This is a genomic window from Flagellimonas amphidinii, from assembly GCF_013090115.1.
In the GTDB taxonomy this organism is placed as follows: Bacteria; Bacteroidota; Bacteroidia; order Flavobacteriales; family Flavobacteriaceae; genus Flagellimonas; species Flagellimonas amphidinii.
The window spans coordinates 151,036-171,344 of sequence record NZ_JABFNN010000027.1; the positions used below are offsets into that span (position 1 = coordinate 151,036).

Consider the following 20,309-nt stretch of genomic DNA (forward strand, 5'->3'; position numbering starts at 1 on the left):
GCTTTTTTATTTTATACCACTTCCATATCCGCAAAAAGAGAGGGAGCTATGCTCTTGGCCATGTGAATGGGCCAATCATTACTGAATAAATAACTTTCCATTATTGCACCTTCATACAACATGTAAAGTCCTCCAGAGATTTTTTCCGTTTCTGCTTTGGAAATATTCAAAATATTATCGCCAACAACTTCACCCAAGAATAATAATAATTCCTTCTTCTGTTTTTGGATAACATCGAGTATTTTCTTTTGTTTTGGAGACAGTTCGCCCAACATTTTGAGTGCCCAGCACCCGTGAAAATCATCTTCGTGATAGCTGTCCCTTAAAAAATCAAAAATTGCCAATAATTGATTTTTCCCTTTTTTTCTTCTGGAAACATATCCCTTAAGAGCTTCCAGAAAGCCATTATGACGTTCAGCTAAGTAAGCAATACAAATGCCTTCTTTGGACTTAAAATGACTGTATAATGTTGCTTTGGCTATATCGCACTTTTCAATGATCTCATTAATCCCCGTTGAGTTGTACCCATTGGTGTAGAAGAGATTGCCCGCAGTGCTTATGATGTGTTGGTGTAAGTTTGTGCGTGGCATATGTACAAAGTAAACAAGAAATAATGTTCTGGACAATAATTTATTACTGTCAAAAATCAAATTTTAATTGAACCGAAACAGTTTTTTTACTTTGTTCCTCTTTTTTCTTTTCAGTGTTTAGGTTGGCTAGGGAGATTCCCAACAATCTAACCGAATTTTGAAGCTCAGATTGGTATAAAAGTTCTTTGGCGGTTTCTAGGATAAGATCTTTGTTTGATATAAAATAAGGTATGGTCTTGCTTCGGGTTTGAAGGGTAAAATCGCTGTACTTTATTTTTAGGGTAACGGTTTTTCCGGCTATTTTGGACTTTTGAAGTCTTCTCTCCAATTCGCTGGCAATGCTTTCGAGTTTTTCCAGCATGAAAATTTCACTGCTGAGGTTTTCAAAAAATGTACGTTCGGCCCCTACAGATTTAGGAATACGGTGAGGCTTTACGGGACTTTTATGTATGCCCCTAACTACGTGATAGTAGTACTTGCCACTTTTGCCAAAGTGCTTGTCCAAGAATTCAAGTGATTTTTGTTTAAGGTCATTACCCGTAAAAATGCCCAGTTTGTACATCTTTTCGGCAGTTACTTTACCTACTCCGTAGAACTTTCTAATATCCAAGTCCTCTAAAAATTGAATAACCTCTTCGGGGTTGACCGTTTTTTGTCCATTGGGTTTATTATAGTCACTGGCAACTTTGGCAATAAATTTATTTATGGAGATTCCAGCTGAGGCAGTTAATCCTGTCACATCCAATATTTTTCCCCTAATTTCTTTGGCAATCAGTGTAGCAGATGGATTTCCCTTTTTGTTTTCAGTGACATCTAAATAGGCCTCATCCAATGACAATGGTTCCACTAAGTCTGTGTATTCAAAAAATATTTTTCGAATTTGTTGCGAGACTTCTTTGTAACGATCAAAGCGCGGTTTTATAAAGATTAAATCTGGGCAATTTCTTCTAGCGATATAACCAGCCATTGCACTTTTTACCCCAAACTTTCTGGCTTCATAACTAGCTGCCGATACCACACCACGTTTAGAACCTCCACCAACAGCAATAGGCTTTCCTTTCAAATCAGGATTATCCCGTTGTTCCACAGATGCATAGAACGCGTCCATATCTACATGAATGATTTTTCTTAAGGGAAAATCAAAGTCCATACTCAAATTTAGGGTATATTTAGTTTGATGGAACAATTGGAAATTGAACGTAAGTTTTTGGTTACTTCAGATGCCTACAAGGACGAGGCTACCTCGCAGAGCCGAATGGTACAAGGATTCTTAAACACGGATCCCAATCGTACAGTGAGGGTGCGTATAAAGGATGGAAAAGGTTATTTAACAGTAAAAGGAGCAAGTAATGCTTCGGGCACAACCCGGTTTGAGTGGGAAACGGAAATTAACACTACCGAAGCCACTAATCTTATTGATCTCTGTGAGGATGTTATCTTGGAAAAGATTCGTTATGAGGTTCCTTATGGTAAACATGTTTTCGAAGTGGATGAATTTTTGGGAGAAAACAAAGGTCTTGTTGTCGCTGAAGTAGAATTAAAGCATGAAGATGAGGTTTTTGAAAAACCTGATTGGTTGGGTGAGGAAGTAACGGGAGAGGTCAGCTATTACAATTCACAATTGAGCAAGAACCCGTTCACAAAATGGTAAAAAACAACGAAAATTGACCTTTCCCGCCATTTCTTCCTTTCAAATGGAATCCTGTTTATAGATACTTTTTTAGAGTTGGTAGAAAACACCCTAAATCTTCTGTTAAAGCTCTAAAACCTACTGGGTTTTCATGGCCCCCCACATTAGCTTAGCGGTATAAAACACCTTAAACTAATGAGAAAAGTATCCTTTTTTTTGGCCATTTTCAGTGTTACTTGCACGATGGCACAATTTTCGGACGAGATTAAATTTGAGCAAGACCTATTATCCGGAAGCAATGTTGCAAACATAAATAAGACCAAGGTGGGTGTGGGTTTTCCGCTTTTTAAGACAGAAACATATAGCTTGAGTATAGGAGGGGACTGTCAGGCCACAAACATTAACTACGTAGATGCCGACGTACCTTTCACCACAGAAGAAATTGAAAATTTTCAAACCTTCTCAGGATCTTTAAAATTTGCCCATAAACTTGGAGATAAATGGGGTCTTATCCTAAAAGGGGAAACACAGTTGTCTTCAAATTTTGATAACGATATGAGTGGCGATGATATCTTTTATAATGGTAGCCTGATTTTCCGCAGAACAAATGAAGAGAACAATACGGTTTGGAAAATAGGAGCGGTCTATGACCACCAATATGGCCTGGATATACCTATTCCTTGGATAAGCTATTCCAAACAGGTAAACGAGCAATTTGGTTACCAGATTGGGATGCCGGAAATGTATGCCACCTATAATTTGGGTAAAAGTCATCAGTTTAATGCTTTTGCCAAGCTAGATGGCTTTATGGGATCTTTTAATGATGAAATGGAGATCAAGGTGTCTGATTTTGAGGATGTGGGCATACTAAGACAGACATCCGTTGTCTCTGGTCTTGGATATAGATTGAATTTTTTGGAGAATTTAAGCCTTAACGTAGATGCCGGATTTAGTTTGTACAACAACATGACGGTTGAAGATTATGATGGCAGCGAAATCTATGATTTTGACTACAAGAACGGCTTTTACGGAACCATTGGAATTAGATACAGGTTCAGCAACAAATTATTGGATTAGCTATCGGCTGTTTTCCTGCTATCTGATGGGAAAGAGTGTCTTGCGCAACTAGGGGCACTCTTTTTTTTGGATTTATATTCTATCATAGAAAATGGGCAATATGAAGAGTGGACCAGAATGTTTAGGCGTTCTCCGCAGCCGATTTAAACTTGGCATTAACAGGTTTCTGTTCACTAAGTTTTTTAGTGACTCCACCAATTGCAGGAATAAGTAAGCCAATTGCTAAAAGCAATCCAGAACACATAAGAACGGTATAACTTGAAAGTAAAAATGTTCCGCTGTTGAGAACAGCCAATACCAATATTGTTGAAATAGGGAATGATAGCGCGAGTATGGCAACTCCAAAATCTCCACTAAATGTTCTTTTTTCAGATTCAACATCTACCTCAAGAGTATCAACAGTAGCAATGTGCGCATAAGGCCAAAAACTGCACGCGCTCAATCCAAAAGCAATGGCCAAAAGAATATTACCTGAAGTTGTAATGCCTCCAAATGCAATGAAAATGCCACTTATTAAAAGAACCAACCCTGCTCGTATACAAAGCAGAGAGAAAATCTGGAAAAACTGCTTGCGTTTAATTTTTACCGCTAACCCAATAAAAAGCAGCACCAAAGGCGTCATGATAAGACTAAGTTTTTCAAGGGTCTGACCTATAAAGAAAGGTAGAGAATCTTTGGAAAATCCAAAAGCTAGCAGAAGCAGGGCGGCTCCAATAAAGATATTTACAGGCTCAGAAACCATTGCTTTAAGCATGGTCTTCATTTTCCCTTTGCCTTTTTTCACATGAGTTGACCACAAGCTATAATGCCAATTCATTGCGATGAGGTACAAAAAGACGAGCACAAAGAACTTGTTTCCTAAATCTGCCATGGCTGCCTTTGCCAAATAGTCTTCACCTAGAAATTCCAATACAAATGGAAAGCAGGAAAGTCCTGGGGCCAAAGAAGGAACCAATAAACGTGCTGTGCGATATTCTGGACTCTCTTTTTTAAGACCCACAAGAGGTAGAAGTAAAGGCATGGAGAAAAACAACAATAGATTTAAAACCAATGCCAATATGGGAAGTAATAACAGTCCCAATTCTATTTTGATTCCAAGCAGGGCAATGAATATGGTTGCAGGCAAAGCAAGATTCAGGATAATCTTTTTGATTCCTGTAATCTCTTCCTTGGATCTGAATTTTACCTTAAGTAAAACACCAATCCCAATGAAGATTAAAAAAACAATGGTTTTTTGAAACCCTATATCCACTATACCAATACTTTGTTTATGGCAGCTGTGAACAGTTTCATTTCATCTAAAGTACCCATACTCACGCGACACCAGTTTTTGCCCATAAAATTAAATGCCCTTACCCCAACTTTGAGGTTGGTCATTTTGCTTAGGAACAATTTTCCATCCATTTCAATAGGAAAGATCATGAAACTGGTATGGGAAGGAACATATTCAAATCCCATAGCATCCAGACTCTGGTATAGGTATTCCCTAGAAGCGGCATTTAAAGTTCTGGATTGGTCAATGAATTCAGCATCATCCATAGCAGCCATTGCGGCATAGACAGAGGGGTAAGAAATTCCCATTCCACCTCTGGTAATATTTTGAAGTTTTCCTAAAGTGGATTCTTGTCCAACAATATACCCAACACGCATACCTGCCATACCATGTATTTTAGAGAATGTTCGGGCTATAATGACATCTTTACCTTCATTGATCAATGATACCATACTTTTTTTGGCGCCATCTTCCAAGAACCATAAATAAGCTTCATCAACAAAAACCGGTACTTTTTCAGATACTCTGGAACAAAAATCCACAAGTTCCTCATGTTCAGTGATAGTTCCGGTAGGATTATTGGGATTACAGATATAGACCAATTTGGTATCGTCATCTATGGCTTCTTCCATGGCCTTTAGATCATGCGACCAATCATCTTTTAAGGGCACGGGCTTCCAAGTGGCTCCAACAGATTCGGCAACCCTAATAAGAGACATGTAAGCTGGGTCAGCAGATACGACATTACCTCCATTCATAAACAATACCATGGCTGTTTTTTCCAAAAGATCAGAAGATCCTGGGCCCATCATAATGTTTTTACTTGCTACGCCTTCAAAAGCTGCAATTTTATCAACTAATTGAAACAATTCTTTCCAAGCGTATCTATTCCCACCTGAAGCTGTATTCTTAAATGCTTCCAAGGCCATTGGGGAAGGACCGTATGGATTTTCATTGGCATTTAGTTTGGCGTCAAGGGCAGGAAACTCCCTAAAATCTTCTGGCAAATATTCTTTGAAGAAAGGACTGTACACCGCATTTCCTTCTACATCCAATGATAGTGGAAGATGGTCATTTTTAGAAAACCCAAGGTAGGGTGCCATCATTACACCTCCTGCGGTAATTGCACTTCGTTTGAGCCAGTCTCTCCTGTTTAAGTTAGTTGATCCCATGGTGATTATTAGTTTTAGCTATGAGACTAAAATTACAGGATTACAGCCCCAAAAACAATGCTAAAAATTTAAAAATCAACCATTTGAATTATATAATTCAAAAAAAATGGGTGCCAAAAAGATGAAATATTAAGTATAAATGTTAAAATGAAGATTTGAATTGTTCTAAAAACCGGACATCATTTTCACTCAATAGTCTAATATCTGAGATTTGATGTAACAGCAGGGCAATACGATCAATACCCATTCCAAAGGCAAATCCAGAGTAGACATCTGGGTCTATACCACAGTTTTTAAGAACGTTAGGGTCTACCATGCCACAGCCCATAATCTCTAACCAACCAGTTCCTTTGGTCATTCTGTAATCGGTTTCGGTTTCCAATCCCCAATACACATCAACCTCAGCACTTGGTTCTGTGAACGGAAAATAGGAAGGGCGCAATCGAATCTTGGATTTTCCGAACATTTCTGAGGTGAAATATTGCAAAGTCTGTTTCAAATCGGCAAAAGAAACGTTCTTGTCCACATACAATCCTTCCACTTGGTGGAAGAAACAATGCGAACGAGCTGAGATAGCTTCATTCCGATATACCCTTCCGGGGGAAATAGTTCTTATGGGAGGTTGGTTGTTCTCCATATAACGCACCTGTACCGATGAGGTGTGGGTGCGCAACAAAATATCTGGATCGGTCTGAATGAAAAAAGTATCCTGCATATCTCTTGCAGGATGGTATTCTGGCAAATTCAAGGCTGTAAAATTGTGCCAATCATCTTCAATTTCTGGTCCTTCAGAAACATTGAAACCAATTCGGGAAAAGATTTCGATGATTTGATTCTTTACAATGGAAATAGGATGTCTGGTACCCAATTGAATAGGTTCGCCGGGTCTAGTAAGATCACCAAATTTTCCAGAAGTATCCGCTTGATTTTCCAAAGCTGCCTTTAAAGCATTCACTTTTTCGGTAGCTGAGGTTTTTAGTTGATTGACAACCTGCCCGAATTCCTTTTTCTCTTCATTGGGAACATTCTTAAATTCGGCAAAGAATTCATTCAAAAGACCTTTTCGTCCTAAATACTTAATTCGGAAAGTTTCAATTTCATCTGTTGAAGTAGCGGTGAATTTTTCTACCTCTTCCAAATGCTCCTTAATGGTATCAATCATTGTCTGCGATATTGGCAGACAAATTTAGCAAATTGTCCCTGAATATATAGGTAATTAGAAAATGTACTGCAACTCCTCCAAAGAAATGCCACAACCAGTGTGTTCCCATAGGGAAAAAGGTTTGGGTAAGGTCAATACTCCGGAAAAAGATGGCCAGCCCAAAAATGCTAAAGGCCAGTACAACCCAAAGTAGTCCTCTGCCCTTAGTTTTGATGAGATAAAGAGCTAATGGGAAAAGGATGGTCAAGGCAGTAATAACATACCCAATTGAAATCCGAAGAGCTTGTGGCAGGGGCAGTGTTCGGACAAGAAATGAAACTCCTAAAAGTGCTAGTACAAACAGCAAACGTTGCCACCATTTATGCACTAATTTAAAGATGAAATAAATCATTAAGGCCATGCAAAGAAACATAATGGGCATCCAATCCAATCTTAACCAAAACTCATGACTTCTAGTGGCATGGTAAACCGTTCCCCCAACATAACTTATAGCGATTACGGGAAGCACCCATGCTAGAAATAGATGTTGTTTTGTGTTTTTGTAGACTTTAGAGCCCCAATACATAAGAAGAACCAGAAATATAAGGTTGCTGTAGGTGTTAAAAGGCTCTATGGGAAACCTCCCCTCAATAGTCTCCAAATAAATGGGGCCTGAATCTTGTGGAAATTTAAGTAAGTAGAGCATAGCGCTCAATATTCCTTTTAAAAACATTAATCGTGGTAGATGTCTTCAACATTTTCTTCAACCCAATCCATACAGCTTTGGAAATTATCAAAAATATGCTCTTCCGGAATCAAGTCGGGGATAATATCAATGCGTTCCATCATGTATCTGGGTTGTTCCAAAATGTCTACCATGACAACAATAATATTTCTTTTGATCAAATCCTGAAGCACATCTTCCATGGCATAAAGTCCAGATTGGTCCATATACTGCATTCGCCCCATTCGGATGATTACATTGGTGGCGGTATCCGGAATTTGTTCAGCCAATTGCTGAAACTCACTCGTTGACCCAAAAAATAGGGGCCCTTTGATGTGCTTTATGAATACCTCTTCGTTTAGTTTTTTTGGAAAGTCTTTTTCATCAGACCAAGCCTCTTCTTTTAATGGTTTTACATCTGAACGTTTTGCAGTAATGTCTCCAATCTTTTTCATGAACATCAATGAGGCAATTACCAATCCTATTCCAACGGCGTAGACCAAATTCCATACAGAGGAAAGGACCATTACCACCAACATAATAATAACTTCAGAACTTAATTTAAAGGGGCCAAGTTTGATGTCTTTTGGCAAATAAGGAATAGCTTTCAGACCTCTGTAGTCCATCACACCAATACCGACAGTAACCAAGATGCCGGCCAGAACAGCAGCGGGTATTTGGGAGGCTACTGGGCCAAGTGCAAGCAAAATGACCAGCAATAATATTCCAGCTATCATTCCAGAGAGTCTGGTTTTACCACCAGAGTTAATGTTGACAACTGTTCTAATTGTAGCCCCAGCACCAGGAATTCCTCCAAAAACAGCAGCGATACTGTTTCCTATTCCTTGCCCAATCAATTCTTTATTGGGTTTGTGTTTGGTCTGCGTCATGTTGTCTGCAACAACCGATGTCAAAAGCGAATCTATAGCTCCGAGCAAGGACAACGTAAGCGCCGTAAAAATGTAGGGAGTTATGGATTTTAAGCTGAATTCTGTGAAAATTTCAAGATTGGGAATAGGAAGACCTGTTGGAATTTCCTCTATAGGCCGGTAACCTAATCCAAAGCCATAGGCAATTCCTGAAACAGCAATCAAAGCAACCAAGGTACTGGGTACAGCAGTAGTTATCCGTTTGAACCCGTAAATGATAATGATGGTGGCCAAGGCGAGACCTAATTCGAGCCAATTGATATTTTTTAGTGCCCTAGGTAAAACCCTAAAGGTTCCAAGCACACCAGAGGCATCACTTGCAGCTAAGGTTTTGGCTTCTTTCAACATATCGGCCTCTGTAATTTCTTGGGCCCTTTTTATGGTTTCTTCAAAGTCTTCCAAAACTAAAATACCTTCTCCTGCTTCTTCCCTTAGAATATTTTCTAATATTTCTTCTTCTGCTTGAGCTTTAAATTGATTTACATATGTTTTATCTTCTTTTGGATAATAGCCAACCGCAGGAAGTATTTGGGTCACCAAAATGATGACACCAATAGCGGTCATAAATCCAGAAACTACAGGGTAAGGAATATATTTGATATACTTTCCCAATCCTATGACCCCCAATGCAACTTGCATGAGCCCCGCCAATAAGAAGACTGCTAAAATTATAGGGAGTGCTTTGCTGACATTTCCATCATGCACTGCCAAGATTCCTGCAATGATCACCATGCTCACAGCAGTCATGGGGGCAGTAGGACCAGAAATTTGAGTGTTGGTCCCTCCAAACAAAGCAGCAAAAAAACTAATGAAAATTGCGCCGTATAGCCCAGCGCTAGGCCCTAAACCCGAGCTTACCCCAAATGCCAAAGCCAATGGCAAGGCAACAATCCCTGCGGTAATTCCTCCGAATAAATCTCCTCTGAAGTGTTTAAACATGCTTACAGCAGTTTTTTGATTGTTGGGCAGTCAAGATACTAATTTTAACAAATTAAAAGAGGCCAATGAAATGTTAAACACTGGCCTCTACTTTATTTAAGAAAAAGTACCTATAAATAATACACTTCTCCTGTAGAGATATCATACATACCTCCCACAATAAGTATTTCTCCATTATCTTCCATTTCTTTAAGAATTACACTTTGGTTTCTTATATTCTCCAAAGTCATTTCAACATTTTTAACTGCAACGGCATCTACGAAGTCCAAGTTTTTTGAATTTCTTAAAGATTCTTCCTGAGGCTCTTTTGTGGCATAAACGGCAGGTTCAATTTTGTTGATAAGAGTGGTAAGATTTCCAAGACGGGCATGATCACAAGCACCTTTTACGGCACCACAAGAAGTGTGGCCCAAAACCACAATCAATTTAGTTCCTGCAAGTTTACAGGCAAACTCCATGCTTCCCAAAATATCTTGGTTTACAAAGTTGCCGGCAATTCTAATACTGAAAATGTCTCCTAAACCTTGGTCAAAAATAAGTTCTGCTGAAACCCTTGAGTCAATACAGCTTAGGATGGTAGCAAAGGGAAATTGACCATCTTTAGTCTCATTTACTTGTTGTAAAAGATTTCTATTGGCCTTAAGGTTATTTTGAAATCGTGCATTACCTTCTTTCAAAAACTTTAAGGCTTTATCAGGATTCATTGTTGCCTGTGTCTCTTTAGTATGTGCTTTCATAGTATAATTTTTTTAAGCAGATTTTGGTGTAAGTTTAAAAAATTGGATATAGCTGTCTGGATTTTCTACAATTCCACGTTCAGAAATCAGTTTGATATTGATGTTTCGGTTACGGGCTTTTTCTGAAAAATCTTCTAGGATTTCAATAATATCATTATCTAGAAAACGGGTCTTTCTCACATCCAATTGAAGATATGAATTTTCAGGAAGACTATCCAGCTCCTTAAGAATGGCACCTTTATTAAAAAAGGTTACTTCCTCTGCCAAGGTCATATTGATTTTATGTACACCGTTACTCTTGTCTTCAATATGCAAGAAATGTGAATTCTGATAACTTTTTATCAAAATGACCACAATACCAACACCCAATCCCAAACCTATACCTACAAGAAGGTCTGTGAAGACAATACCGACTACGGTTACAACGAATGGGACAAATTGTTTCCATCCTAGTTGATACATTTTTTTGAAAAGTGCAGGTTTTGCCAATTTATAACCTACTATCAAAAGAATGGCCGCCAAAACAGATAAAGGAATCAAGTTGAGCAATCTTGGAATTAGTATTACCGAAATCAGCAAGAAAAAACCATGGATAATGGCAGAAGCTTTAGTTCTTCCTCCAGACTGAATATTGGCAGAACTACGAACAATTACCTGGGTAACGGGAAGACCTCCAACCAATCCGGAAATAGTGTTTCCAATACCTTGTGCAAACAGTTCTTTGTTGGTCGGGGTAGTTCTCTTATAAGGATCTAATTTATCTGTAGCTTCAACACACAATAGGGTTTCCAAACTTGCAACCAATGCAATTGTAAATGCCGTAATCCAGATTTCTGGATTCCCTATAACCGCAAAGTTTGGAAAACTGAGCAATGTTCCCAGAGAATCAAAACTTTCTGGGATTGGCACCTTTACCAAATGTTCCTTGGATATGGCAAGAGTTTCATGATCAGCAGTAAAAACATAATATAAAATACCAAGAACTACTGCAACCAAAGGCCCTTGGATAAGTTGAAAGATTTTTGCTTTTTTGGTAAGTACTCTATCCCAGAGAATAAGTATGGTCAAAGCAACAATAGCAATTAAAGTTGCACCAGGACTGATGAATTTAAAAGCGTTTAGAATGCCACTAAAAGTATTTCCGCCGTCCGTTTCAAAAAAGGCGAAATTACCTTCCGGGTTGGAATCATAACCAAAAAAGTGTGGAATTTGCTTTAGGATAATGATGATACCGATACCGGTAAGCATCCCTTTAATTACTGAAGAAGGAAAATAGTAGGCAATAATACCCGCCTTCAAAATACTGAATATGATTTGGATGATTCCACCCAAAACTACGGCAACTAGGAAATTTTCGAATCCACCCAAGGTTCCGATAGCTGTCAATACAATAGCAGCAAGACCTGCTGCAGGGCCACTGACCCCGATTTGTGAGCCGCTAAGTGTACCAACAATGATTCCGCCAATAATTCCGGCAATCAATCCTGAAAATAAAGGGGCGCCACTGGCAAGGGCAATACCCAAACAAAGGGGTAATGCTACAAAGAAAACGACAATACTAGCAGGCAAGTCATTTTTTATATACTTGAACATGATAATTAATTTATTGCTCTCCAGCATCTATAATGTTGAAGAAGGTTAAAAACGAGTTGTAAATGATTGATTCTTGACAGTTATTACAACTGTTGAGGGGGAGGTAGCAGAATTTCTGCTTTGAAATCAGAATGGAGAAACACATGTTTTTTGTGAACCGATTTTTCTTTTTTGTGTAGAAAATTTCCTGTGGTCACCAATCCATGCAGAAACAAATCTTTTTCCTCAAATTTTTTTTTAGATTCTTTTTCCTGATTGTTTTCTTCATCGTTGGAATCGACCAAAACAGCAATGGCACCATCCTTGTCCACCAAGGAGATTACCGACGGAGCCAATATGGAGAATATCAGCATCAGGGCAATAAAGGGAAATGCAATTGCTTTTAGCATTGGTTCGTTTTCAAAATAATTGATAGTAAAGCTATTATTTTTTCTTGAATATAGCTTAAAAATCGTTTAAAAGCTTGATGTTGTTTTCTTTAAGCCAACCAGTTTGGCCATCTGCAATCCGTATCTTGCTCCAATCGTTCAATTCATCCAGCACATTTACTTTAGTGCCTTCATGTAGCGAGAAGATTACTTCGCTATTTACGTTGGGTTCAGATGTAATCTTTACTTCCTTACTAAATACAATAGCAGGATTATCATTTTTGAACTCTTGATATTGCAAATAAGCCAATAAAACACATAGTACTCCAAAAGAAAGAGCGAAAATACTACCTATGAATGCTATCCTTTTTTGATTTGCATTGCGAAGAAAAAAGTAAACCAAATATCCCAGTACAAATAAAACGACCAAGGCTACAGCCAAATAAGCCCATTGGTCAAAGGAGAGTAAGTTAATCAGGTTACCATAAATTTGTGCAATCTCAGTTTTGGGCATTTCCTCAATGGCATCCAACCTCATGTTTTGGGCATAGGCCAAATTGTTCAAAATTTCACTGTCATTGGGTTTTAGAAGCAATGCCTTTTCATAATAGTAAATGCTTGGACCAATGGCATTGAGCTTATAATTACAATTTCCAAGATTAAAGTAAAGCTCTGGAGAATGCTCGCCACTTTTTAGGATTTTCTCATAATTTTCTGCAGCCTTGAGGAACTCACCTTTGTTATAATATTCCGTAGCTTGGGTAAAAAGCTCTTTGTTTTGGGAGAACCCAAAGCACATGGAAAAGAATAGTAAAGCGGAAATCAGTTTTCTCATTCTCATAGGTTCTTATCCAAATTAGAAATAACTACACTCGCTTTTTCATAATCATTCTGCATCTGAACATCAGAAAAAGGGCTATATCGGGCCATTTCGCAACTTTTCAATAAAGAAATAAAACCTTCAATATTTTCAGTATCCACATTTTTTTCAGTGAGAATAGCAGTGATTTTTTCTTTACTGAACTCCGAAGTCTCGATTTTCAACTTGGCTTTTAGGTAATTATGAAGGCCTTTTTCCAAAGCCACATAAAATGCTTCTTTGTTGCCCAGTTCTTTTTTAGCAGTGGACAGATATTTTTTGGCCAATTTATTGGCCTGTCTAATCTTGTTGCCAGCTACATCACTGGCTATGGCCTCTCTTTTCTTGAAGAAGAAAATCACCAAGGGAATCAGAAGTAAAGGGGCAAACAACCACCAGTAAAAGCATTTGGAACCGAAGAAATAATGAGTTCCAATTTTGGTAAGATTAGGATTCAATTTTAAAAAATGAAATTGTTTCCCAGTTTTTACCACCAGTTGTTTATTCGTAGAATTTCCCACATTGGTATTCTCTGAAGCTCCAACCGGACCCTCCAAAACTTCAATATTAATTTCTTCAGAATTGAGGGTTATGTACTTTTTTGATTTTGGATTAAAGTAGCTAAAGGATATGCTGGGAATGGGGTATTTTCCTCTGAAGGACGGAACTATGGTGTACCTATTGGCGACTTTTCCTTCCATTCCCGAACTATAGGTGTTTACATTTTCTTCATGTTCTGGCTCATAAACTTCAAGGGCACTGGGTAATTCTGGTTCAGGTAGTTGGAACAATTTTAGGTTTCCATTTCCTGACACTTCAACTTTGGCCTGAAGGGATTCAGAAGCATTCAATTGTTTTTTACTTGCGGTTACGGAGAATTCAAAATCACCTACGGCACCACTAAAATTTGCAGGTTTTCCTGCTTCAGGCAATGCTTTAACATTGATGGTTCTTTTTCCGGCGGACACTCTTTTGCTGGTTTGGGTATAAATGCGACCGCCAAAGAAGTCTCTTCGGTTGGTAGGGACATCCACAAAAATTTCCAATGAAAGCGGTTCAATTTCCAACTTTCCAGACTTTTGGGGATAGAGGACCACCTTTTTTAAAGCTACAAAGCGATATGGTTTGCCCTTATAAGTGCCATTTTGAGCGGTATGTTTTGTCACCGGAATTTCTTGACTCCAAAAATTATTGTATTTGGGATTATCCAATGGGCGATAGTTGGTGACACTGATATTTGGACTTACATACAGTTTGTAAATTACGGTTACTGCCTCGTTGAGGTAGGGATTTCCTTTGGAAACCTCGGCAACCAAATGAAGACTTTCATCAGCTACGTCATCAACTGTTTTTTGGTCGCTGGGTTTATCTACCGCTGCAGTTATCTCTACGGTTTTTGGCAATGTTTTGTATGTGTTGCCGCTAATGTCAATCGTAGCTTGTTTTATACTGAACTTACCTCTTGCAGTTGGAACAAGAATATAACTGTATGTTTTGGAAAAACTACGTTTTCCATTGACCCAAGAAGATTGTATAGACTGGGAAGGGCCCATAACTACTTCAAAACCTTCAAAAGAGGGAGGGGTGAAATTGTCTCCATCCTTATTCATGGTAAAATCTACCCTTAGACGTTCGTTGATGCCCAGCTTTTCCTTGCTCAACTTCATTTGAAAGGAAACCTCTTCGTCTTGGGAGTACAGCGAAAACCCTATAAAAAGGGAAACACAAAGTGTCCAAAAAGTTTTGCCCATCAACCTATACATCTACCAATCTTTTTCGTTTTTAATCTTTTTGCCCCTTACTTTTTTGGCCTCCATTTTTTCCTGCACCTTTTTTTCCTCATTTTGCATGGCCTCTAGCAAATTCTGAATTTGCTGTTTAGAAAGTTGATTGGGTCTAGGCTGTTGTTTTTGCTCTTCGGGCTTATCTCCTTCATTGGGTTTTTTCTCCTGCTCTTTTTTCTCATCACCATCTCCCTTTTGATTTTCTTCAGGTTGATCCTCTCCATTTTCCCCTTGATCTCCCTTATCCTTGTTTTCATCTTCATTTTGCTCCCCTTCATCTTGCTTTTCATTATCCCCTTGATTGTTCTGGTCTTGGTTTTGATCTTTCTGGTCTTGTTGATCCTGATTGTCATCGCCACCCTGGTTGTCATCATTTTTTTGCTCCTCTTGCTCTTTTTCAAGCATTTTCTTGGCCAAAGCTAGGTTGTAACGGGTTTCGTCGTCTTTTGGATTGTTTCGAAGAGCTTCTTTATAGGCATCAACGGCCTTTTGGTATTCCTTGCTCTTCATATAAACATTGCCCATATTGTGATAGGCTTTGTGCTTGCCAGATTTGGCCTCAGCAGCTTCCCCTGCTTCTTTATATCTTCCAAAGGCTTCCCCGTAACTTTCTCTGTTGTAATAGGCATTGCCTAAATTGAAGGGCGCCACTGAGTTTTTTGAACTTTTGGAAATGGCCCGTCTATATTCAGATTCTGCAGTTGTAAAATCATTGGCGGTAAGCTCTTTGTTTGCTTCCCAAGTAAGGTTTGTTGAGGTCCGTAATGCCTTTTGGGCCTCTTTGTCCACTACTTTTTCCTGTGCCTGAAGTGTTATTCCAAGGAAGAACAGCAGGCCGGCCATGAATCTTATCTTATTCATAATCGCTTTCATTAAAAAGATTTAGCTTTTTCAACCATTGGGTTTTTCTGTCCAGAACGAAAATGTCCAAAAATAGAAATAAAAATGCGGCCCCAAGAAACCATTGAAATTGGTCCTTGTACTCTGCAAATTGCTTGGCCTCAAATTCTTTTTTATCCATTTGGTCCAGTTGTTCCTTTATATATTCAACTGTTTTTTCAGTATTGGAGCCATCAATATATGCCCCATTTCCTTCATTTGCAATTTCTGAAAGGATGGCTTCATTGAGTTTGGTGATCACAACTTCACCTTCGTTGTCTTTCTTTAAACTTTCCACCACACCGTTCCTCTTGATTGGAATTGGGGCGCCTTTGGTCTTTCCTACACCTATGGTGTAGATTCTAATACCATTCTGAACAGCTAGGTCAATAGCTTTAACGGTTGACCCCTCTGAGTGATCCTCACCATCAGAGACAATGAACAAAATTCTATTGGTCTGTTCGGCATCATCGTAATAGGTGCTTGCCAATTCAATGGCGGCGTCTATGGCGGTTCCTTGTGAAGAAAGCATATTGGTGTTCATGCTTTGCAAGAACATTTTTGCGGCTCCGTAATCTGTGGTGATGGGCAATTGGGGATAAGCCTGTCCGGCGTAGGCAATGATTCCTATACGGTCACTGGCCAGTTGATTGATGATTTCTGAAACCAATCTTTTTGATTTTTCCAGACGGTTTGGGGCAATGTCCTCGGCCAACATGCTCTTGGAAACATCTATGGCAAAAACAATATCAACTCCTTCACGTTTTACGGTTTCTAACTTGGTGCCAATTTTGGGGTTTACCAATCCCAGTATCAAGAAAGCCAAACCTGCTAAAAGAAAAAACAATTTCAACGCAGATTTAAAACTAGATCTATTGGGAGCCAGCCTGCGCAGTAATCTGGAATCTGCAAATTGGCGTTGGGTTCTTTTTTTCCAGATTTGAAAAAAGAAAAAGGCCAATACCATCACCGGAATGATGGCCAAAAGGTAGAAGTATATTTTCTCGTCAAACTGGATCATGTACTAAATAAAACTTTTAAATATGGAATTTCTCAATGCCCATTCAATCAACAGTAAAGCTCCTGCCAAAAGAATCAATGGCCTAAACTTTTCTTCGTACTTATAGTATTTGAATTCCTCTATTTCGGTTTTTTCCAACTTATTGATTTCATCATAAATTTCCCCCAACTTTTCATTATCGGTAGCCCGGAAGTATTTACCTCCTGTAACTTCTGCAATTTCTTTTAAAAGCTCTTCATCTATTTCCACTTGTCGCATACCATATCTGTAGGTGCCATCTCGGTTATATGCAACTGGAGAAAGTGCATTTCCGTTGGTTCCAAGACCAATGGTATAGGTTTTTATGCCAAATTCAGCAGCAAGATCTGCAGCGGTTTTCGGCTCAATGAAACCAGAATTGTTCACACCATCTGTCAATAAAATAATGACTTTGCTAATGGCCTTACTTTCTTTTAAACGGTTTACAGAAGTAGCAAGTCCCATACCAATAGCGGTTCCATCTTCTAATTCACCATAGGTAATCTGCCTCAATGCATTCAACACAATGGTCTTATCACTGGTGATAGGTGTTTTGGTGTAGCTTTCAGCAGCGTAGCCCACGAGTCCAATACGATCGTTGGGTCTTTTTTTGATGAAATCCGCGGCTACTTCCTTTAAAGCGGCAAGGCGATTGGGCTTTAGGTCACGGGCCAGCATACTGGAAGAAACGTCGATGGCCATAACAATATCAATACCCTTAGTGGTCTTTGTCCTTGTTGAAATGTCTTCAATTTGTGGTCGAGCCAATGCAGTGACGATTGAAGCCAGTGCCAATAGTCGCAAAGCAAAAAGCACAGGTCTTAACTTGGAAGCCATACTACGTACAGAAAATCCTTTGATGCTTGATATTTTTAAAGAAGCGACTTCTTTTTTTCGTTTGAAAAAATACCACAGCAAAGCCAATGGAAGCAAAAGCAGCAACCAAAAAAACTGAGGATTTGCAAATTCTATATTTTCAAACATCTATACTTGTGTTTTTACGTCCAAACTATTCAATATGCGGGTTACGATTTCTTCTGCATAATCATCCCCATCTTCCCATGTAATCACAATCTGCTGCATGAAACCTTTTCCGCCAAATGTTAGGATATTGTATTTGGCCTTTTTTGAATCATTATCAAGCGCGGTATTAAAATTCCCAGTTCCAAAGGTCTTTAAACCTTTTACACCAGATTTTGTAACGAACTCTTCTTGCTTGGTGATTATATTTTTAACACCCGCACCTTCAAACGTGGCTATAATGCCACCTATTGCAGCTTCAAAATTGGGATCGATTTCTTCTTTGTAAGTGACAGAGCTTGTTGCTACTGAAAAAACACCGACATAACTTCCATAACTAAATGTTTGTAGCTCCTTGATTAATTCTTCGGCCTCTGGGGGTAACTTTGCTTCTTGACGGATCAATACATCTGGGGTTTCCAACTCAATGGGAGGATATCCGTAAGAGCTTCCAACCCATTCTCCTTCCAATAAGTCTTTGGTGGGATATCCAAATACAGTGTCCCTAACTTCTTTGAAACCAAAATAAGCTATGGAAAGTCCTCCACCCAAGAAAATAAGTCCGGCAAAAATAGCAGCGGCCCAATAGATTCTTTTGCGTTGTTTTTTTTTGGCCAGTTCTTCTAAATACTCCTCATTTTGCAAAAGTTCTTCATCAGTAGGATCTGGTAATGCATCGTGGGTTTTGACCACAATTTGTTCTACCAGTTTTCTGTCCTGTTCCGCAAGGGAAATAGCGGGTTTAGATTTGGCAAACTTTACCAAGTCGGCGGTTTGTAATATTTTTTGAAATTGTGAAATCGTTTCATCCTGTAAATCCAGCTCTCCTGCATCCCGTAGCAATTCTAATTTTGTGATGAGTTCTGAAGTGGTACTTTCCAAGGCCGATACCTGGACATCTTCTTCTAAATATGATCGGACAATATCGGTAAGCTCGGAATAGTATTTTTTGAATTCATCTTGAATAAGATATCTGGAGTTTTCCAGTTTTTTGAGTTCCAAAAGAGCTCGGTCATAGGGAGGCAAAAGAGCTTCCATTTCCTCTTCTGTTAAAGGTTTTTTTCTTAAGAAAAACCAATAAACCAAGCCGCCTACAACTAGAAGTGCCAAAAGCACCCAGAGCAAAATAGTCCAAAGTTTGGCATAGCTTTTTTCAACCTGTATCAAAGGTTTTATATCGTACATTTTTTGCGTTGTAGTATCCACAACTACATCGGCCACTTTTATACGAAATGAATCTGTGTAAAAAGGTTGTTCGTTTACGGCAATTCGTTGAGGGGGAATGGTATATGCACCACTATCAAATTGGGTAAGGGCATAAATCCTTTGCAAAATGACACGATTTTTGTTTTTGGTAGTGTCAATCATCAAGGCCTCCACTGTTTCCAAGGGAGAAAATGTCTGTCCTTCTGGGAAATGTACTAAATCGGTGGAGTCGGTTTCAACGGTAATCTTGTATTGGATTTGTTCACCAATTTTTATGGAAGTGGTATCAATTTCCGATGAAATTTTGGGAGCGTTTTGGGATTGGCCCCAAAAGGGCATCAGAAAAAGGCACAAAAACAAAAGTAGCTTTTGAAACCAACTGATTTTTATGGTGTTCGACTGTATGGGCTCAACTCCAATCATCCTCTTCTTTTAAAATACCCCAATAATTTTTTTACATAGCTGTCATCAACCCTGGAATGAATTACCCCACAACCTGCTTTGGTGAATGAATCTTGAAAATATTTCACCTTATCCTTATGAAACTGCCCGTAGGCATTTCGCACTTTTTTGGATTGTGTGTTCACTAACTGCAAGGCCCCTGTTTCTGCATCTTCCATTTGTACCATTCCCAAATTGGGGATGGATTCTTCTCTTTCATCAAAAACACGTATGCCAGTAACATCGTGTTTGTTGCCAATAATTCGAAGCGTATTGTCATAATCATCTGCGATGAAGTCAGATAGAACAAAAACAATTGCCTTTTTCTTCATCACATTGGTAAGGAACTTTAAGGCCCCTGCAAGGTTGGTATTTGTACTTTTAGGGGTGAATTCCAAAAGCTCCCTAATAATCCTTAGTACATGACTTTTCCCTTTTTTAGGAGGGATAAAGAGCTCCACTTGGTCAGAAAAAAGGATAAGCCCTACTTTATCATTGTTCTGTAAAGCTGAAAAAGCCAAAGTGGCGGATATTTCCGTAATGACTTCTTTTTTGAATTGCTTTGCAGTTCCAAACAACTCAGAGCCACTCACGTCCACCATTAACATCATGGTCAGTTCACGTTCCTCCTCAAAAACCTTTACAAAGGGTTCATTGTATCTGGCTGTTACATTCCAATCAATAGCTCTTACATCATCCCCAAATTGGTATTGTCTCACCTCACTGAAAGTCATACCCCTACCTTTGAATGCGGAATGGTATTCCCCACCAAAAATATGATCGGAAAGACGACGGGTCTTTATCTCGATTTTACGTACTTTCTTAAGTAGTTCTTTCGTGTCCATTGGGTTCAAGTAACAAGCTAATTGGTTTTCTGGCTCTTCTAAAGTATGCCTACTTTGAACGAG

Annotated in this window: 19 protein-coding genes; 2 read left to right on the forward strand and 17 right to left on the reverse strand. The window is 38.9% G+C overall.

The window, feature by feature from the left end:
• Window positions 1-11: 11 nt before the first annotated feature.
• Entirely contained in the window at window positions 12-590 is a 579-nt protein-coding gene (locus HJC33_RS05285) for a TetR/AcrR family transcriptional regulator (protein ID WP_171657758.1), read from the reverse strand.
• Window positions 591-639: 49 nt separating this feature from the next.
• Window positions 640-1,740 (reverse strand): DNA polymerase IV, encoded by a 1,101-nt coding sequence (gene dinB / locus HJC33_RS05290; protein WP_171657759.1) that lies wholly within the window; start codon window positions 1,738-1,740, stop codon window positions 640-642.
• 27 nt (window positions 1,741-1,767) lie between these two features.
• Here dinB and HJC33_RS05295 point away from each other — a divergent pair, with 27 nt between their 5' ends.
• Both HJC33_RS05295 and HJC33_RS05300 read left to right on the forward strand, forming a co-directional pair.
• On the forward strand, window positions 1,768-2,241 hold the full coding sequence (locus HJC33_RS05295) for a CYTH domain-containing protein (RefSeq protein ID WP_171657760.1): 474 nt from the start codon (window positions 1,768-1,770) through the stop codon (window positions 2,239-2,241).
• Between the two features lie 174 nt (window positions 2,242-2,415).
• Window positions 2,416-3,297, forward strand: coding sequence for a DUF6268 family outer membrane beta-barrel protein (locus HJC33_RS05300; protein WP_171657761.1), 882 nt, complete (start codon window positions 2,416-2,418; stop codon window positions 3,295-3,297).
• A 121-nt stretch (window positions 3,298-3,418) separates the two neighbouring features.
• On the opposite strand, the gene HJC33_RS05305 is transcribed toward HJC33_RS05300, so the two are convergent.
• The 15 genes from HJC33_RS05305 to HJC33_RS05375 form a co-directional block, all read right to left on the reverse strand.
• Complete coding sequence (locus HJC33_RS05305) at window positions 3,419-4,549, reverse strand: AEC family transporter (protein WP_216366653.1); 1,131 nt, start codon at window positions 4,547-4,549, stop codon at window positions 3,419-3,421.
• Window positions 4,549-5,742, reverse strand: a complete 1,194-nt coding sequence (locus HJC33_RS05310) for a pyridoxal phosphate-dependent aminotransferase (RefSeq protein ID WP_171657762.1) — start codon at window positions 5,740-5,742, stop codon at window positions 4,549-4,551. The genes HJC33_RS05305 and HJC33_RS05310 overlap by 1 nt, the downstream gene beginning before the upstream one ends.
• A gap of 142 nt (window positions 5,743-5,884) precedes the next feature.
• The gene (pheS, locus tag HJC33_RS05315) at window positions 5,885-6,904 is read right to left on the reverse strand and encodes a phenylalanine--tRNA ligase subunit alpha (protein WP_171657763.1); all 1,020 of its coding nucleotides are present in this window, start codon (window positions 6,902-6,904) and stop codon (window positions 5,885-5,887) included.
• Window positions 6,897-7,589, reverse strand: coding sequence for a hypothetical protein (locus HJC33_RS05320; RefSeq protein ID WP_171657764.1), 693 nt, complete (start codon window positions 7,587-7,589; stop codon window positions 6,897-6,899). Before HJC33_RS05320 ends, pheS begins: the two co-directional genes overlap by 8 nt.
• A 26-nt stretch (window positions 7,590-7,615) precedes the next feature.
• Window positions 7,616-9,475, reverse strand: a complete 1,860-nt coding sequence (locus HJC33_RS05325) for a SulP family inorganic anion transporter (RefSeq protein ID WP_171657765.1) — start codon at window positions 9,473-9,475, stop codon at window positions 7,616-7,618.
• A 110-nt stretch (window positions 9,476-9,585) separates the two neighbouring features.
• Window positions 9,586-10,212, reverse strand: coding sequence for a carbonic anhydrase family protein (locus tag HJC33_RS05330; RefSeq protein ID WP_171657766.1), 627 nt, complete (start codon window positions 10,210-10,212; stop codon window positions 9,586-9,588).
• A gap of 12 nt (window positions 10,213-10,224) precedes the next feature.
• The gene (locus HJC33_RS05335; protein WP_171657767.1) at window positions 10,225-11,805 is read right to left on the reverse strand and encodes a SulP family inorganic anion transporter; all 1,581 of its coding nucleotides are present in this window, start codon (window positions 11,803-11,805) and stop codon (window positions 10,225-10,227) included.
• A gap of 83 nt (window positions 11,806-11,888) precedes the next feature.
• Entirely contained in the window at window positions 11,889-12,194 is a 306-nt protein-coding gene (locus HJC33_RS05340; RefSeq protein WP_171657768.1) for a hypothetical protein, read from the reverse strand.
• A gap of 55 nt (window positions 12,195-12,249) precedes the next feature.
• Window positions 12,250-13,008 (reverse strand): SH3 domain-containing protein, encoded by a 759-nt coding sequence (locus tag HJC33_RS05345; RefSeq protein ID WP_171657769.1) that lies wholly within the window; start codon window positions 13,006-13,008, stop codon window positions 12,250-12,252.
• A gap of 2 nt (window positions 13,009-13,010) precedes the next feature.
• Window positions 13,011-14,795, reverse strand: a complete 1,785-nt coding sequence (locus HJC33_RS05350; RefSeq protein ID WP_246245496.1) for a BatD family protein — start codon at window positions 14,793-14,795, stop codon at window positions 13,011-13,013.
• On the reverse strand, window positions 14,796-15,689 hold the full coding sequence (locus HJC33_RS05355; RefSeq protein WP_171657770.1) for a tetratricopeptide repeat protein: 894 nt from the start codon (window positions 15,687-15,689) through the stop codon (window positions 14,796-14,798).
• Window positions 15,670-16,716 carry a VWA domain-containing protein gene (locus tag HJC33_RS05360; protein WP_171657771.1) on the reverse strand — a complete coding sequence of 349 codons (1,047 nt, stop codon included), beginning with the start codon at window positions 16,714-16,716 and terminating at the stop codon, window positions 15,670-15,672. The genes HJC33_RS05355 and HJC33_RS05360 overlap by 20 nt, the downstream gene beginning before the upstream one ends.
• 3 nt (window positions 16,717-16,719) lie before the next feature.
• Entirely contained in the window at window positions 16,720-17,718 is a 999-nt protein-coding gene (locus tag HJC33_RS05365; protein WP_171657772.1) for a vWA domain-containing protein, read from the reverse strand.
• A complete protein-coding gene (locus HJC33_RS05370) occupies window positions 17,719-19,383 on the reverse strand; it encodes a BatD family protein (protein WP_171657773.1) in 1,665 nt (554 codons plus the stop codon).
• Window positions 19,380-20,246, reverse strand: a complete 867-nt coding sequence (locus HJC33_RS05375; RefSeq protein ID WP_171657774.1) for a DUF58 domain-containing protein — start codon at window positions 20,244-20,246, stop codon at window positions 19,380-19,382. Before HJC33_RS05375 ends, HJC33_RS05370 begins: the two co-directional genes overlap by 4 nt.
• Between the last annotated feature and the right edge of the window lie 63 nt (window positions 20,247-20,309).